Source organism: Bradyrhizobium sp. AUGA SZCCT0176, assembly GCF_018130145.1.
Lineage (GTDB): Bacteria > Pseudomonadota > Alphaproteobacteria > Rhizobiales > Xanthobacteraceae > Bradyrhizobium.
In genome coordinates, this window is sequence record NZ_JAFCMB010000001.1 from 887,530 (window position 1) to 903,351 (window position 15,822).

14 protein-coding genes are annotated in these 15,822 nt (G+C 62.6%); 11 read left to right on the forward strand and 3 right to left on the reverse strand.

Going from position 1 to position 15,822, the window contains the following annotated elements; all coding sequences use genetic code 11:
- The first annotated feature begins 277 nt into the window (after positions 1-277).
- Together JQ600_RS04135 and JQ600_RS04140 are read left to right on the forward strand one after the other, a co-directional pair.
- On the forward strand, positions 278-808 hold the full coding sequence (locus JQ600_RS04135; protein ID WP_212390460.1) for a DUF992 domain-containing protein: 531 nt from the start codon (positions 278-280) through the stop codon (positions 806-808).
- Between the two features lie 260 nt (positions 809-1,068).
- Entirely contained in the window at positions 1,069-1,548 is a 480-nt protein-coding gene (locus JQ600_RS04140; RefSeq protein WP_212390459.1) for a DUF992 domain-containing protein, read from the forward strand.
- A 96-nt stretch (positions 1,549-1,644) separates the two neighbouring features.
- On the opposite strand, the gene JQ600_RS04145 is transcribed toward JQ600_RS04140, so the two are convergent.
- Complete coding sequence (locus tag JQ600_RS04145) at positions 1,645-3,159, reverse strand: outer membrane protein (RefSeq protein WP_212390458.1); 1,515 nt, start codon at positions 3,157-3,159, stop codon at positions 1,645-1,647.
- A gap of 284 nt (positions 3,160-3,443) precedes the next feature.
- On the reverse strand, positions 3,444-4,958 hold the full coding sequence (locus JQ600_RS04150) for an outer membrane protein (protein ID WP_212390457.1): 1,515 nt from the start codon (positions 4,956-4,958) through the stop codon (positions 3,444-3,446).
- A gap of 298 nt (positions 4,959-5,256) precedes the next feature.
- Between JQ600_RS04150 and JQ600_RS04155 the strand changes: the two genes are divergently transcribed.
- The 7 genes from JQ600_RS04155 to JQ600_RS04185 all read left to right on the forward strand — a co-directional run bounded on the left by JQ600_RS04155 (position 5,257) and on the right by JQ600_RS04185 (position 12,605).
- Positions 5,257-6,294 carry an AraC family transcriptional regulator gene (locus JQ600_RS04155; protein WP_212468008.1) on the forward strand — a complete coding sequence of 346 codons (1,038 nt, stop codon included), beginning with the start codon at positions 5,257-5,259 and terminating at the stop codon, positions 6,292-6,294.
- 203 nt (positions 6,295-6,497) lie between these two features.
- Entirely contained in the window at positions 6,498-7,376 is an 879-nt protein-coding gene (locus tag JQ600_RS04160) for an SAM-dependent methyltransferase (RefSeq protein WP_212390455.1), read from the forward strand.
- The gene (locus JQ600_RS37360) at positions 7,369-7,968 is read left to right on the forward strand and encodes a TetR/AcrR family transcriptional regulator (RefSeq protein ID WP_212269239.1); all 600 of its coding nucleotides are present in this window, start codon (positions 7,369-7,371) and stop codon (positions 7,966-7,968) included. Before JQ600_RS04160 ends, JQ600_RS37360 begins: the two co-directional genes overlap by 8 nt.
- A gap of 119 nt (positions 7,969-8,087) precedes the next feature.
- Positions 8,088-10,151, forward strand: a complete 2,064-nt coding sequence (locus JQ600_RS04170; RefSeq protein WP_212390454.1) for an elongation factor G — start codon at positions 8,088-8,090, stop codon at positions 10,149-10,151.
- A 167-nt stretch (positions 10,152-10,318) separates the two neighbouring features.
- Positions 10,319-11,161 (forward strand): shikimate dehydrogenase, encoded by an 843-nt coding sequence (locus JQ600_RS04175; RefSeq protein ID WP_212390453.1) that lies wholly within the window; start codon positions 10,319-10,321, stop codon positions 11,159-11,161.
- Between the two features lie 62 nt (positions 11,162-11,223).
- Positions 11,224-11,850 carry a hypothetical protein gene (locus JQ600_RS04180; protein WP_212390452.1) on the forward strand — a complete coding sequence of 209 codons (627 nt, stop codon included), beginning with the start codon at positions 11,224-11,226 and terminating at the stop codon, positions 11,848-11,850.
- A gap of 137 nt (positions 11,851-11,987) precedes the next feature.
- Positions 11,988-12,605, forward strand: coding sequence for a hypothetical protein (locus JQ600_RS04185; RefSeq protein ID WP_409363325.1), 618 nt, complete (start codon positions 11,988-11,990; stop codon positions 12,603-12,605).
- Positions 12,606-12,778: 173 nt separating this feature from the next.
- Here the strand turns inward: JQ600_RS04185 and JQ600_RS04190 are convergent, their stop codons facing one another.
- On the reverse strand, positions 12,779-13,915 hold the full coding sequence (locus tag JQ600_RS04190) for an alpha-hydroxy acid oxidase (RefSeq protein ID WP_212207229.1): 1,137 nt from the start codon (positions 13,913-13,915) through the stop codon (positions 12,779-12,781).
- Between the two features lie 139 nt (positions 13,916-14,054).
- Between JQ600_RS04190 and JQ600_RS04195 the strand changes: the two genes are divergently transcribed.
- Complete coding sequence (locus JQ600_RS04195; RefSeq protein ID WP_212390451.1) at positions 14,055-14,261, forward strand: hypothetical protein; 207 nt, start codon at positions 14,055-14,057, stop codon at positions 14,259-14,261.
- 181 nt (positions 14,262-14,442) lie between these two features.
- Positions 14,443-15,789 (forward strand): phosphoglucosamine mutase, encoded by a 1,347-nt coding sequence (gene glmM, locus JQ600_RS04200; RefSeq protein ID WP_212269256.1) that lies wholly within the window; start codon positions 14,443-14,445, stop codon positions 15,787-15,789.
- The last annotated feature ends 33 nt before the right edge of the window (positions 15,790-15,822 follow it).

Here is a 15,822-nt window from a genome sequence, read left to right on the forward strand (position 1 = left end):
ATCCGGTTCGCGTTAAGAAAATGCGTCAGAAAAAATAGCGCGTTTTGAAGCGAAGCCTGTCCCGCCAATGATGCGGGGCGGGTTCCGGTTTGTGTCCCAAAATTTCTGTCAAAGAAAACGCGCAAAGAAAACACGTCCGAAAAAAGGCGTGTCAAATCACATCACGCTTAGACTGCATGATGTTTTGAAGTCTTCTTTTTGCAAAGCGCCATGTTTTGAACACGGCGCTTCCTTCCTGTCCGCCGCACACATTCAGTTCATCAAGCGGGGACGACACATGCTTTTCGGAAAACGCCTTACGACCTTCGGCATCGCCATCGCGGCGCTGATTACGCCGATCGCGAGCGCAGATGCGGCACCGCCGGTTCGCGCCGGCGTCCTGCAATGCCAGGGCGGCCAGAATGTCGGCTTTGTCGTCGGCTCCGTGACCAGCCTCGAATGCGTGTTCAAGAGCGAAGGCCGCCGGCCGGAACCCTACATTGCCACCGTGCGCCGCTACGGCCTCGATCTCGGCATCACCGCGCAGACACAATTGGCCTGGGCGGTGAACGCGCCGAACAGCCGGGTCAGCCGCGGCGATCTCGCCGGCAGCTATGGCGGCGTCGGCGCCAACGCGTCGGTCGGTATCGGCGGTGGTGGCAACTTCCTCGTCGGCGGTCCGGCCAATTCCTACGCGCTGCAGCCGCTCAGCGTGCAGGGCCAGACCGGGCTGAACGTCGCCGCCGGGATTGCCGATATCCAGCTGGAGCCGTTCCGCGGCTACGGCCCTCCGCGCCGTCACCACCGCCGGCATCATCGCCGCGGCTGATCGATGGTTTTGATGAAAAGGCCCGCGAGAGCGGGCCTTTTTTATCGCCGTCATTCCGGGGCGCGAAGCGAACCCGGAATCTCGAGATTCCCCGATGCGCAATTGCGCATCTGAGGTTCGTGCTTCGCACGCCCCGGAATGACGAACCAAGGCCCAATCTGGAACCGTCATCGTTGTTGTGCCATAGAAAACCGTGCGACCTCGCTCCTGCGCTCTCGCTTCCCTGCTCGCATCACATCGTTTCAGCCGGAGATTTCTTCATGCGTCACTCCCTTCTCGCCGCTGCCGCCATCGCCGTGTGGGCCACCTCGATCGCCGGCGCCAACGCGCAGCAGGTGGCGCGGGTGCAGGTCGGCATTCTCGAATGCCGCGGCGGCGCCAGCGTCGGCTTCATCGTCGGATCCGTCACCAATCTCGGTTGCGTGCTGCGCGCCGACGGCATGCCGGAAGACCGTTACGTCGCCACCATCCGCAAAGTCGGCCTCGATCTCGGCATCACCCAGGAATCCGCGCTGGCCTGGGGCGTGTTCGCGCCGTCGGCGCAACTCGGACCGGGCGGCCTCTCCGGCGATTATGTCGGAGCGCAGGGCAGTGCCACGCTCGGCGTCGGCGTCGGCGGAAACGTGCTGGTCGGCGGTTCGGCAAACTCGATCGCGCTGCAGCCGCTGAGCCTGCAGGGCCAGGTCGGCGTCAGCATCGCCGCCGGATTGGAAAGCCTGGAGCTTCGGCCGGGGCGGTAACCGGGACAATCGAAAAAGGCCCGCGGAATGCGGGCCTTTTGTTTGTCCGGTCTGTTCAGGAAATACTAAGACCTGAGGCTTTTCGCAATGCGCCGATCAGTATCGGGCACTGACTGCGACCGGCGTCGGGTTGAAGTGATAGTTCACGCCGAACTTGATGAGGTGCAGGTCCTGCGGCATCTTGTCGAACTGAGTGGAAGAAGCGCCCGATCCTACGATGGGCGGAGCGTTGATGTTGCGAACGCCGGTCGCCGTCAGGTTCTGCGCAAGCATCTTGATGTAGTCGTATTCGAATTTGGCCGACCAGTTGCCGCCGAGGGCGTACTCAACGCCGGCACCCGCCACGACTCCGGTGTGCAAGGCTTTGGCTTCCAGGTTGAAGACCGCGCCGAGATTTGGAGCGATCCGGGTGTCGGTAAGCGTGTGCCTCTCGTCAGCGAGCGCGACGCCGGCCTTGCCATACACCATCAGGCGGTCTGCAGTTACAAAACCTGCGCGCGCTGCCGCGATCGCAAGCCAATTGATCTTTGTCTCGAAGTCAAAAGTCTGAGTGGCCGCACCAAAGTTAAGGACTGTTGTCTGACTGCCTTTGATGCCGGTCCACATCCATTCGCCTTCGACGCCGAAGACCAAAGTGCCTGCCTGCGCGTTGACCCCGACAGTTCCGCCGGCAAGCCATCCATTTGCATCATACTTTCCGGTTTGGGGATTTGCCGGATTGAACAGATCGGGCCATTCCGCGTGGCCGAAACCGTATCCGCCCTGTACGCCGACATAGGCTCCCGACCAGTTGTATCCCGGCGCGGCCTTGACCGGCGCAAGAGTCAGATCCGTCTGAATTCCGCCAAAACGATAATTCACGCCGATCTTGCCGAGATGGAGCGCCTGCTCGATTGATGCGCCGGCCGCACCCAAGGGAGTTACAACGCCATTGACGTTCGCCGTTCCAGTAAGTCCCGCCGTTCGGGTGCCGAGATGGACGTAGTTGTACTCGGCTTTGACCGACCAGTTGTTTCCCAACGCATACTCCGTTCCGAAGCCGACAACGGGAGCCCATCGATGCTCGCTGCCGCTGCCTGAGGCCATTTCGGTAGAAGGAGCCAGAGGCGCGAAGCTCGAACTGCTAAAGCTGAAAGAATGCTTTTCCTGCGCGACTGCAAGGCCGCCCTTTGCGTAGACAAACCAACGGTCGGCAGCCAAACCGGCACGCCCCGTAAACGTCACCAGGCCATTGATCTTCGAGCTAGCGGTGGCTTCTGTCTGGAATCCAAGGGGTGGTCCGCCGTTGAGAAGCAACTGCGAGCCACCAATGTCAGCCCACGATCCGTCAAGCTCAAGGCCGAACACGAGGCTGCCGATTTGCTTGTTGATCCCGATCTGGCCGCCGGCGAGGAAACCCTTCGCAGTGAGATCGGCACCTAGCACACCGGTCCAATCCTTCATGCCTCCGCCGTAGCCGGCATGCATACCGATATAGACGCCGCTCCAGTCGTAAAGGGCCGGCGCGATCGCCGCCGCCGGGCGAGGTCCGAGATCGGCCGCGAACCCGGCAGAGAGACTGCCCAATGAAATGGCAGCGGCTGCGAGCGTCGTCCGCGATAGATGATTCATGATGTCGCCCCCGAGCAATTCTGCGGATGAGTCCTGATCCTGAATCGTCAGGTCCGGGGTTCATCAGATCCTGTTTCATTCTTAGCGAGGCGCCCAAAATCGGTTTGTCCTCGTTGGCGCTCGATTTGCACGGCGTGGCATTAGCCGGCGATTGCCGGCGAGCGTTGCAATCGCGCCACGCTTTCTGTGCTTGGCCAACAGAAAAGGCCCGCGAAATGCGGGCCTTTTGTTTGTCCGGTCTGTTCAGGAAATACCAAGACCTGAGGCTTTTCGCGATGCGCTGATCAGTATCGGGCACTGACTGCGACCGGCGCCGGGCTGAAGTGATAGTTCACGCCGAACTTGATCAGGTGCAGGTCCTGCGGCATCTTTGAGAACTGGCCGGCAAGAGCGACCGATTGCACGATGGGCGGGACGTTCACGCTCTGGGTGCCCGTCGCCGTAAAGTTCTGCGCAAGCATCTTGATGTAGTCGTACTCGAATTTGGCCGACCAATTGCCGCCGAGGGCGTACTCAATGCCGGCACCCGCCACGAGTCCGGTGTGCAGGGCTTTGGCTTCCAGGTTGAGTACCGAACTGAAACCTGGATCGATCGTGCTTTGAGTAAGCGTGTGCCTCTCGTCAGCGAGCGCGACGCCGGCCTTGCCATAGACCAGCAGGCGGTCGGCGGCCACAAAACCGGCGCGCGCTGCCGCGATCGCAAGCCAATTGACCTTTGTCTCGAGGCCGGTCTGCGTTACTCCCACGCCAAAATCAAAAACCGTTGTCTGATTGCCTTTGATGCCGGTCCACATCCATTCGCCTTCGACGCCGAAGACGAATGAGCCTGCCTGCGCATTGACCCCGACGGTTCCGCCGGCAAGCCATCCGTTCACATCATACTTTCCGGTTTGGGGATTCGCCGGATCGAACAGGTCGGGCCATGCCTTGTGGCCGAAGCCGTATCCGCCCTGAACGCCGACATAGGCGCCCGACCAGTTGTATCCTGGCGCGGCCCTGACCGGTGCGAACGTCGGATCGGTCTGAATTCCGCCAAAACGATAATTCGCGCCGATCTTGACGAGATGGAGCGCCTGCTCGATTGGCACGTTGGTCGGATCAAGGGGAGCTGCGAGGCCATTGAAGTTCGCCGTTCCGGTAAATCCCACCGTTCTGTTGCCCAGGTGGACGTAGTCGTACTCGGCCTTGACTGACCAGTTGTTTCCTAACGCATACTCCGTTCCGAAGCCGACGGTGGGAGCCCATCGATGCTCGCTGCCGCTGCCAGAGATGGCGGCGGTAAACGGAGGTGCTGGCGGGAAGTTAAAACTGTTATTGCCGAAAGAATGCCTTTCCTGCGCGAGGGCGAGGCCGCCCTTGGCATAGACGAACCAACGGTCGGCGGCCAAACCGGCACGCCCCGTCAACGTCACAAGGCCATCGATCTTCGATCGGCCGGTGATGTCTACCTGGAAGCCAGCGGCCGGTCCGCCGTTGGAAAGTAGTTGCGAGCCCCCAATGTCGGCCCACGATCCATCAAGCTCCAGGCCGAACACCAGGCTGCCGATCTGCTTGTTGCTTCCGATCTGGCCGCCGGCGAGGAAACCCTTCGCAGTGAAATCGTTCCCCAACGCTTGGGTCCAATCCTTCATGCCTCCGCCGTAGCCGGCATGCAGACCGACATAGACACCGCTCCAGTCGTAAAAGGCCGGCGCAATCGGCGCCGCCGGGCGCGGTCCGAGATCGGCCGCGAACCCGGCAGAGAGACTGCCCAATGAAATGGCGGCGGCTGCGAGCGTCGTCCGCGATACATAATGCATAGTGTCACCCCCGAACAATTCTGCGGATGAGTCCTGGTCCTCAAAGCGTCAGGCCCGGATTCATCAGGTCGCGTTTCATCAAGTCTCGGTGCACTCTTACCAAGCCGCGCAGAGTGGGATTGTCCTCAGTGGCTCCTGATTTGCACCGCGTGGCATCGCCTCCTGATTGCTGGCGAGCGTTGCAATCGCGCCACGGGTTGCGAAACTGGCTGGCACAATTGGTTCAACTGGCACTGTCTGGATCGTGCCGATGCAGCTATTTTGACTTGATCGGGATCTGCTCGAAGCGAAGCGAATTTTGAAGGCATCGCAGGCGATGGACGTTGATGAGTTGGGCGGAAAGGCCGTTGGCGGCAGGATCCAGAAAGTTGTTTTTGCGTCGGAGCAACTTCCGTCCCATCTGAACGATCAGGAAAAATTCTCGCTTTGGCTGGATCAGTGGAATGCGCTTTACGGTTCGGTCGATCTCCAGCGTGCGGAAGACCGCCCGTTCACGGTGAACCTTGAATTCGTGCCGATCGGCGCGGTCGGTATCGGTCGGCTCGACGGCAGCATCGATCGGATGAGGCGCAGCCAGCGCGACGTCGCTTCCGATGGTGCGGACAATTTTTGCGTCGCGCTTTATAACGGTCGCTCCGATATAATCAGCATCCAGAACGGGCAGGAGGCGACGATCAACCGCGACGCAGCGGTGCTTCTGACTGCCGAACCCGGCGAGATGCTCGTAGGTCCGGAAAATGGCTGGTATGCGATCAATATTTCGCGCGCCCGGCTTCTTGCATTGGTCCCAAACGCTGACGACCTCATAGGCAAGCCGCTCGATGCGTCCTCACCGGCATTGCGTCATCTCGGCCGGTACGTCGAGTTTCTCATGGGCCTGAAGCAGGAAAGCGATCCGGCGCTCGACCGGCGCATCGAGACGATGCTTGTCGATCTCATCGCACTTGCGCTCGGCGCGCGCGGCGATCCGTCGGAGATTGCCGTGACCCGCGGCCTGCGCGCAGCACGATTGCACGACGTTCTTGCGGCCATTAAATCGGGCTTTCACGATCCGGAATTCTCGTCGCAGAGCGTTGCGCAGCGTTTGGGCCTGTCGCGTCGTTACGTGAACGATCTTTTGGCCGAAAGCGGATCGAGCTTCGCCGAGCGCGTGCTTGAGATGCGGCTGCATGAGGCCAGGGTGATGCTGATGGATGCAGCCCACGATCGATTGAAGGTGAGCGAAATTGCATGGACCTGCGGGTTCAACGAGGTCCCTTACTTCAATCGCCGCTTTCGCCGCCGTTTCGGCATGACGCCGACGGATCTACGCGAAGCGTCGCGGCGCGCAAAATAAGGGGTGGCGATCCACGGTTCGGCGAACTTCAATCGCGCGCGGCCGGGCGTGCGGTACCCGGCCGGCGTCAGCATCGCCGCCGGATTGGAAAGCCTGGAACTTCGGCCGGGAAGGTAACCTTGGTCTGGATTCACGGCAGCCAATCTTGACAGTGACGGTGGCTGGCCTTAAAAAGAATAGACGTTCTTTTTGAGGAGAGCCAGATGCGCAGTCAGGAAGTCAGTCGGACCGCGGAATTCATGGCGGTGTTTCGTGCCTCCGAACATGCCAAGGCGCCGAACTCGCGCGCCTTTGCCGATCCGCTCGCGGCCGCTCTGTTACCGAGTGAACTGCGACTGGCGGCAAAACTTTTCGGTTTGCGCCCGGCGGCGGCACTGTTGAACAACTATATCGACCGCCGCTGGCCTGGCGCGCGAACCTCCGGTATCGCCCGCACCAAATTGATTGACGACTGGATTGTGCAGGCGGCGGCCGAGATCGATCAGGTGGTGCTGCTCGGCGCTGGTTTCGACACCCGCGCCTGGCGTCTGGACGCGCTCGCGACCGCCCGGATATTCGAAGTGGACCATCCCAATACCGCCAGAGTGAAGCAGGCGCGGCTGCGCTCGGCGCAAGCCGATTTGCGAAAGGTGACGTTCGTCAAGGTCGATTTCGAAGTCGACGACTACGATAAATTGCTTCGCGCCGCGGGCTTCGACGCATCGCGTCCCGCGATCGTGGTGTGGGAAGGCGTGAGCCAATATCTCACCGGCGAAGCGGTATGCGGTGTGATGCGTTGGGCGGGCCGCCTTGCGCCGGGAAGCCGCTTCATCTTCACCTATGTCCACGAGGGGGTGTTGAACGGTTCGGTCGCTTTCGCGGGCGCCGAAAAGGCCATCGCCAAAGTGGACGGAACCGGCGAGCCGTGGCGGTTCGGGCTGCTGCCCGAACAACTGGCCGCGTTCCTGCGCGAACGTGGACTTGTGCTAATGAGCGATCTCGGGGCCGACGAATATCGCGCGAAAGTGATGGGTGCGCAGAGCCGTCAAATGCCGGGCTACAGTTTCTATCACACGGTGCTGGCGGAAGTGCCACGTGCCTAGGATCAGCGCGGCACGGGCCAGTGCCCAGCGTGAACGCATTCTCGATGCCGCGCTGACCTGTTTTGCGCGCGAAGGTTTTCACGCCGCGACGATGCAGGACATCGTCGCCGAATCCGGTCTCAGTCCGGGGGCCATCTACGGATACTTCAAAGGCAAGACCGAAGTGGTGATGGCGATCGCCTCCGAACGGCACGCGATGGAGCGGCTGCGCATGCAGCATGCGCTGACCGCGGCCGATCTCGATACCAGTCTGGTGCGCCTGGTCGAAGGTTTTGTGCTGGGTTTGCGCGATCCCCAGGAAAAAAGATGGCGCAAGCTCGCGGTGCAGCTATGGGCGGAGAGCCTGTCCAATCCGCGATTAAAGCGCGAGGCCCTGGCAGGCGTCAGCCAGGCGGTCGAGATATTGTCGCCGATGATCCGCAAGGCGCAGCGCGAGGGACGGTGGCCACGGAACCTCGACCCGGAATCGGCCGCGCGTGTCATGATCGCCGTTCTGCAGGGTATCTCCCTGCAACTGGCCTGGGACGACGCGATCGATATAGCCGGTTTTGCATCGGCGTTGCGGATCATGATCGACCCGCCCGCGGTCTGATGGTCCCGACTCGCACTGCACCGCAGCGATGATTTTCTGACTTGCCAAATCGTCGCGGCGGGCGGAGCATCTGATCCGCCGACCCAATCATGGGCCGAGCTCCAAACAAGGAGGCGGCAATGGGACAAGACGTCAGAAGTCCCCCAGGTACTAAAGAATCGGGTCCACGGTGCATTGCGCTGGTGGGCCCTTTCCAGAGCGGTAAAACCACACTTCTTGAAGCCATACTGGCGCGCACAGGCGCCATCCACCGCGCCGGCAGCGTCGATGCCGGAACTTCGGTCGGCGATTCCAGCCCCGAGGCGCGGCACCACAAGATGGGCGTGGCCTTAAGTGCAGCCACCACCACCTTCATGGGCGACAGTTACACCTTTATCGATTGTCCCGGCTCGATCGAGTTCGCGCAGGACATGCGCTCGGCACTGCCGGCGGTCGATGCCGCGATCGTGGTTTGCGAAGCCGATGAAAAGAAGCTGCCGCAACTGCAGATCATCCTGCGCGAGCTCGAGGAAATGGGCATTCCGCGCTTTCTGTTTTTGAACAAGATCGACAAGGCCAACAAGCGCATCCGCGAAACGCTGGCGACGTTGCAGCCGGCCTCGCGCGTGCCATTGGTCTTGCGCCAGATTCCGATCTGGAACGGCGAATTGATCGAAGGCTTTGTCGATCTGGCGCTGGAGCGCGCCTTTGTCTACCGCGAACACAAGCCCTCGGAAGTGATTGCGCTGGACGGCGGCAATCTCGACCGCGAGAAGGAAGCGCGCTTCTCGATGCTGGAAAAGCTCGCCGATCACGACGACGTGCTGATGGAGCAACTCCTGGAAGACATCCAGCCGCCGCGCGATGCGGTGTTCGACGATCTCGCGCGCGAATTGCGCGAAGGCCTGATCTGCCCGGTATTGCTGGGTGCCGCGACACGCGAAAACGGCGTGCTGCGGCTGATGAAGGCGTTGCGCCATGAAGCGCCCGGCGTGACCGAGACCGCCAAGCGCCTCAGCGCGTCTTCGCCCAAGGATGCGCTGGGCTATGTGTTCAAGACCCTGCATCAGCCGCACGGCGGCAAGCTGTCGTTGGTGCGGCTGCTCGCCGGGCACCTCGATGACGGTGCGACGCTGCAATCCTCGTCCGGCGAAGCGGGCAGGGTCTCCGGCATCCTCGCGGTCAGTGGCGGGCACGACAGCAAACGGGCGGCGGCGGAAGCCGGCGAAACCGTGGCCCTCGGCAAGCTCGACGCCATCAAGACCGGCGACACGCTCTCGAGCGGCAAGACCGCGCCGGCCTCGCTCGCGCGGGTCGAGCCGACGCCGCCGGTGCTGGCGATGTCGCTGGCCGCGAACGATCGCAAGGACGACGTCAAGCTCGGCCAGGCGCTGCTGCGGCTGAACGAGGAGGATCCGTCGCTGACGATGATCCACAACACGCAGACCCACGACATCGTGCTGTGGGGGCAGGGCGAGATGCATCTGCGCGTCGCGCTCGAGCGGCTCAAGGATCGTTTCGGCGTCAACGTCAAATCGCAGGCGCCGGCGATCGGCTATCAGGAGACGATCCGCAAATCGATCACGCAACGCGGGCGCCACAAGAAGCAGTCCGGTGGCCATGGCCAGTTCGGCGACGTGGTGCTGGACATCAAGCCGATGCCGCGCGGCTCGGGCTTTGAATTCCACGAAAAGGTCGTCGGCGGCGCGGTGCCGCGCAACTATATCGGCGCGGTGGAAGAGGGCGTGGTCGACAGCCTCACGCGCGGGCCGCTCGGCTTTCCCGTGATCGACCTCCACGTCACCCTGACCGACGGCTCCTATCACAGCGTCGATTCCTCCGATCTTGCCTTCCGCACCGCGGCGCGGCTCGGCATGAGCGAGGCGCTGCCGCAGTGCCAGCCGGTGCTGCTGGAGCCGATCCACATGGTGGAGATCGTTTGCCCGACCGAAGCGACGGCAAAAATCAACGCCATCCTGTCGGCGCGGCGCGGCCAGATCCTCGGCTTCGACACCCGCGAGGGCTGGGCCGGCTGGGATTGCGTCCGCGCCACCATGCCGGAGGCCGAGATCGGCGACCTGATCGTCGAGCTGCGGTCCGCCACCGCCGGCGCCGGCGGCTTTACGCGGCAGTTTGACCGCATGGCCGAAGTGACCGGCCGCGCCGCCGACCAGATCATCGCCGCGAATCGGGTCGCGGCGTGATGGTTTGACGTTCGTCATTTTCGTGATGGCCGGGCTTGACCCGGCCATCCACGTCTTTCTTGGTTAAGTGAAGACGTGGATGACGAGTTTGGCTACAAGCAACCCGCTCCATCCCGGCACCGCACCCCGGCATTGACACCGCCGCCGGCATGGCCGAATTGACTGCCATGACCCGTGCCACCAGACCCCCTGCCGCATGCCTGATCGGATGGCCAGCCGCGCATTCGCGCTCGCCGCTGATCCATCATTACTGGCTGCGGACGCTGAGGATCGAGGGCGGCTACGTCATCGAGGCGGTGCCGCCCGACGAGTTTCAGGACTTTGTCTTTCGGCTTTCGCTGCGCGGCTTTGTCGGCGCCAACGTCACCATTCCGCACAAGGAGCGCGCGCTGGCGCTGTCGAAGCCGGATGACCGCGCCCGCGCGGTCGGCGCCGCCAACACCTTGTGGTTCGAGAACGGTGAGCTGTGTTCGACCAACACCGATGTCGAGGGTTTTATCAATAATCTCGATGCCTGCGCGCCCGGATGGGAGCGTGCCGAGGAGGCGCTGGTGCTGGGCGCCGGTGGTTCGGCGCGCGCCGTGCTGTTCGGGTTGATCGAACGCGGCGTCAAGCGCGTGCATCTGGCCAACCGGACCGGGGAGCGCGCGCAGGCGCTGGCGGATCAATTCGGCGCGAGCGTATTGCCGGTGGCATGGGATGCGCTGGACGAATTGCTGCCGCGCGCCGGGCTGCTGGTGAACACGACCTCGCTCGGGATGCACGGCCAGCCGGCGCTCGAACTCGATGTCGGCCGGTTGCCGCAGGGCGCCGTCGTCAGCGACCTGGTTTACGTGCCGCTGGATACGCCATTGCTTGTCGCCGCGCGCGGGCGCGGGCTGCAGACCGCCGACGGGCTCGGCATGCTGCTGCACCAGGCGGTGCGCGGGTTCGAATTGTGGTTCGGAAAGCGCCCCGAAGTGACATCAGAACTTCGTGCGATCGTCGAGGCCGATCTCAACAAAGTTTGAGCGGGAGTATCGTTGCGGGAATTGGGGGCAATGGCTACGTGGTGGCCTACCGGAGATCCCTCATGTCCAAGCATCGTTCTACACTCATCCGCCCGCTGTTCGCCGCCGCGATGGTGGCCGCGTCCACGATATACGCCATCGCCCAGCAGCCGCCCACGCCGACGCGGGTTCGCGGCACCATCGAAGGTGTCGAGGGCGACATACTTGCGGTCAAGTCGCGCGGCGGTGAAGACGTCAAGCTGCACATGACCGGCGATATCAGGGTGGTCGGGATTACCAAAATCCCGCTGTCCGATGTCAAGGTGGGTTCCTTCATCGGCGCCACCACGGTGCCGGGACCGGACGGCAGCCAGAACGCGGTCGAGGTGCACGTGTTTCCCGAGGCGATGCGCGGCACCGGCGAGGGTTCGCGGCCTTATGATCTGCGCCCCAACAGCACCATGACCAATGCGACGGTGGACCAGTCCGTAGCCGGCAATGACGGTCACACGCTGTTGATCAAATACAAGGGCGGCGAGAAGAAGGTTCTGGTCTCGCCGGAGACGCCGGTCGTGACCTTTGTCCCCGCCGACAAATCCGATCTCAAGGCCGGCGCCAAGGTGATCGCTTTCATGAAGCAGCTGCCGGACGGCTCGTTCGAAACCAACCGCGTCAGCGTCGGCCGCGATGGGCTGACCCCGCCGATGTGAGGCTTGTTTCCCTCTCCCCTTGTGGAAGAGGGCGGATTCGCGAAGCGAAGGGAGAAGCCAACACCTGGAATACGCACTTCCCTCCGGTGTTCGCGTTGGTGGGACGCTCAAACATTGGAAGGGATACCGCCATGCGGATGACGTCATGCCTGCTCGCTGCTTCACTGACATTTGCCACCATGCTCGGAACGACGGTGTGGGCGCAACAACCGCCGACACCGACGGTGCGGATCCGCGGCACCATCGAGGCCGTCGATGGCAATGTTCTCTCGATCAAGTCGCGCGAGGGCGCCGACCTGAAGGTGCGGATGACCGACAATGTGGCGGTGTTCGGCGTCGCCAGGACCGAACTGTCGGAGATCAAGGAAGGCTCCTACATCGGCGTCACCGGCATGCCGGAGCCCGACGGCACCCAGCGGGCGGTTGCCGTTCATATTTTCCCGGAAAACCAGCGCGGTGCCGCGGAGGGTTTCCGGCCCTGGGATGCGCGGGCGAACTCCACCATGACCAACGCCACCGTCGCCCAGACGGTCAAGGGCACTGACGGCCAGAACATCCTGGTCAAGTACAAGGACGGCGAGAAGAAAGTCGTGGTGCCGCCGGATACGCCTGTTGTCACCTTCGTCGCCGGCGACAAGTCCGAACTGAAGCCGGGAGCAAAAATCATCATCTTCGGTGCGGCGAAGAAGGAAGACGGCACGCTGGAAGCTGCCCGCGTCAATGTCGGCCGCAACGGGATCACACCGCCGATGTGAGAGATGATGCGCTGCATCTCATTGTCGTCCCGGCGAAGGCCGGGACCCATAACCACCGCTGTTTGTTGTTAAACTGGGCGGTAGCTCCAGCCTTCGAAAATACGACGGCCTGTGGTTATGGGTCCCGGATCGCGCTTCGCTTGTCCGGGACGACGATGGAATTTTTCCGATAGCTAAATCGCCAGCACGTGATCGTCGATTTCGGCGATGGTGTTGACGCCGCACAGGCCCATCGTCACCAGCATTTCGTTGCGGATCAGATCGAGCGCCTTTGCGACACCCTGTTGTCCGCCGGCGCCGAGGCCGTGGACGAAGGCGCGGCCGATCATGCAGGATTTGGCGCCGAGCGCGAGCGCGCGCATCACGTCCTGGCCCGACCTGATGCCGCCGTCGAACATGATTTCCATCTTGTCGCCGACCTCATCGACGATCTCCGGCAGCACCTCGATCGACGACGGCGCGCCGTCGAGCTGGCGGCCGCCATGGTTGGAGACCACCATCGCATGCGCGCCGGTCTTGACGGCCTCCTCGGCGTCCTCGACGTCGAGAATGCCCTTGAGGATCAGCTTGCCCGGCCAGATCGAGCGGATCCAGTCGACATCCTTCCAGCTCAGCGTGGTGTCGAACTGCGCGTTGGTCCATTGCGAGAGCTGGGTGATATCGTCGGTGCCTTTGACGTGGCCGGCGATGTTGCCGAAGGTGCGGCGCTTGCCGCGCATCACGCCGGCGACCCAGGCTGGCTTGGTGGCGAAGTCGATCAGTTTCGACAACGACCATTCCGGCGGAATGGTCATGCCGTTCTTGATGTCCTGGTGGCGCTGTCCCATCACCTGCAGGTCGACGGTCAGCACCAGCGCGCTGCATTTCGCCGCGATCGCGCGCTCGATCAGGGATTTGATGAAGCCGCGATCCTTCATCACGTAAAGCTGGAACCAGAACGGCTTGTCGACATTGGCGGCGACGTCCTCGATCGAGCAGATCGACATCGTGCTCAGCGTGAACGGAATGCCGGCGGCCTGCGCGGCCCGGCAGGCGGCGATTTCGCCGTCGCCGTGCTGCATGCCGAGCAATCCGACCGGGGCGAGGCTCAGCGGCAGCGCGGCCGGCTCGCCCAGGATCGTCGTCGACGTATCGCGCCTGGACACATCGACCAGGATGCGCTGGCGGAACTTGATCGCTTCGAGATCGGCGCGATTGGCGCGCAGCGTGTCCTCGGAATAGGAGCCGCGATCCGCATAGTCGAAAAACGCCTTCGGAACTCGGCGCTTGTGCAACTGACGCAGATCCTCGATGCAGGTAATGTGCTTCATGGACGTTCCCGGCCCCTTCCTGGATCTCTTGCTTGAATTTCTTTTCTGTGTCGTCATCTAGCATGGTTGATACGTCAGCCAAATCAGGCTCGCGGAACCCTGCGTGGGGACAGTCCCAAGGAAAACATAAGGACATCTCATGACCGGACCTGATCGCCATCCCAAGCCCGCCCGCGAGTCCCGCGAGAGCGCTGAAAAGCGCCGGTTGGACGAGGCCCTGGAGGAGGGGCTTGAGGAGACCTTTCCGGGCTCGGACCCCGTGAATGTGACCCAGCCGCCGCCGTCGAAGGGCGACCATCACATCAAGCGGCGCGATCAAGGGGTACCCAGGCAGCGGCTGGATTAAAAAATATCATGTTTTGCAATGGGTTATGCTCCGATCGCGACTTCCGGTGCCGGTAATGATTCATCATATTTTTTGAAGCCATTTTAGCGCCTGAGAGACTATAAGGCCGGTGCACGCTATGGTGCGCGTTCGCTGCTTCTTGCCGGATGGCTTTAAGAGGCGCGGAATGGCTGGGGGTTATATGAGCCGCAAATATTTCGGTACCGACGGAATTCGGGGCCGTGCCAATGGTCTGATCACACCGGAGCTCGCGCTCAAGGTGGGGCAGGCGGCTGGCTTGGTGTTTCAGCGCGGCGATCACCGCCATCGCGTCGTCATCGGCAAGGACACGCGGCTGTCCGGCTACATGATCGAATACGCCATGGTCGCGGGCTTTACCTCTGTCGGCATGGACGTGCTGCTGCTCGGCCCGATGCCGACGCCGGCGGTCGCGATGCTGACCAAGTCGATGCGCGCCGATCTTGGCGTGATGATATCAGCCTCGCATAATCTGTTCGAGGACAACGGCATCAAGCTGTTCGGCCCGCAGGGTTTCAAGTTGTCCGACGACGTCGAGAAGCAGATCGAGCAATTGCTCGACGAGCCGATCGATCGGCGTCTGGCGCAGAGCGCCAGCCTCGGGCGCGCCCGCCGCATCGACGGCGTTCACGACCGCTACATCGAATTCGCCAAGCGCACGCTGCCGCGCGAACTCTCGCTCGACGGCCTGCGCGTCGTGATCGATTGCGCCAACGGCGCGGCTTACAAGGTGGTGCCGGAAGCGCTGTGGGAGCTCGGCGCCGACGTCGTTGCCATGGGCGTCGAGCCTGACGGTTTCAACATCAACAAGGAATGCGGCTCGACCTCGCCGGAGGCGCTGAGCCGCAAGGTGCGCGAGATGCGCGCCGATATCGGCATTGCGCTCGATGGCGACGCCGATCGCGTGATCCTGGTCGACGAGCGCGGCCATGTGGTCGACGGCGACCAGCTGCTCGCGGTGATCGCGCAGAGCTGGAAGGAAGACGGCCGTCTCGCCAAGCCGGGCATCGTCGCCACCGTGATGTCCAATCTCGGGCTGGAGCGCTTCCTCGAAGGTATTGGGCTGGAGATGGTGCGCACGCCGGTCGGCGACCGCTATGTGCTCGAGCAGATGCTCAAGCAGGGCTACAATCTCGGCGGCGAGCCGTCAGGCCACATCATCCTGTCCGACTATGCGACCACCGGCGATGGTTTCGTCGCGGCGCTGCAGGTGCTGGCCGTGGTGCAAAAGCTCCGCCGCCCGGTGTCGGAGGTCTGCCACAAATTCGATCCGCTGCCGCAGATCCTGAAGAACGTACGCTATCGCAGCGGCAAGCCGCTCGACGACGCCGAGGTCAAATCCGCGATCGTTGATGGCGAAAAACGCCTCAACGGCTGCGGCCGCCTGCTGGTCCGCTCGTCCGGCACCGAGCCCGTGATCCGTGTGATGGGTGAGGGCGACGATCGCATCCTGGTCGAGGAAGTGGTCGATCACATCGTCACCGCCCTCGGCCACGCCGCCGCGGCCTGAGGCGCGCACCATCAATTGAGGAGATCTTCCCTT

What these genes read in the sequence shown, in the direction of transcription:
- JQ600_RS04145 (WP_212390458.1), bottom strand. Translation starts at nt 3,159, where the DNA reads ATGAATCATCTATCGCGGACGACGCTCGCAGCCGCTGCCATTTCATTG.
- JQ600_RS04180 (WP_212390452.1), top strand. Translation starts at nt 11,224, where the DNA reads ATGTCCAAGCATCGTTCTACACTCATCCGCCCGCTGTTCGCCGCCGCG.
- JQ600_RS04195 (WP_212390451.1), top strand. Translation starts at nt 14,055, where the DNA reads ATGACCGGACCTGATCGCCATCCCAAGCCCGCCCGCGAGTCCCGCGAG.
- JQ600_RS04150 (WP_212390457.1), bottom strand. Translation starts at nt 4,958, where the DNA reads ATGCATTATGTATCGCGGACGACGCTCGCAGCCGCCGCCATTTCATTG.
- JQ600_RS04140 (WP_212390459.1), top strand. Translation starts at nt 1,069, where the DNA reads ATGCGTCACTCCCTTCTCGCCGCTGCCGCCATCGCCGTGTGGGCCACC.
- JQ600_RS04160 (WP_212390455.1), top strand. Translation starts at nt 6,498, where the DNA reads ATGCGCAGTCAGGAAGTCAGTCGGACCGCGGAATTCATGGCGGTGTTT.
- JQ600_RS04175 (WP_212390453.1), top strand. Translation starts at nt 10,319, where the DNA reads ATGACCCGTGCCACCAGACCCCCTGCCGCATGCCTGATCGGATGGCCA.
- JQ600_RS04135 (WP_212390460.1), top strand. Translation starts at nt 278, where the DNA reads ATGCTTTTCGGAAAACGCCTTACGACCTTCGGCATCGCCATCGCGGCG.
- JQ600_RS04170 (WP_212390454.1), top strand. Translation starts at nt 8,088, where the DNA reads ATGGGACAAGACGTCAGAAGTCCCCCAGGTACTAAAGAATCGGGTCCA.
- glmM (WP_212269256.1), top strand. Translation starts at nt 14,443, where the DNA reads ATGAGCCGCAAATATTTCGGTACCGACGGAATTCGGGGCCGTGCCAAT.
- JQ600_RS04190 (WP_212207229.1), bottom strand. Translation starts at nt 13,915, where the DNA reads ATGAAGCACATTACCTGCATCGAGGATCTGCGTCAGTTGCACAAGCGC.
- JQ600_RS04185 (WP_409363325.1), top strand. Translation starts at nt 11,988, where the DNA reads ATGACGTCATGCCTGCTCGCTGCTTCACTGACATTTGCCACCATGCTC.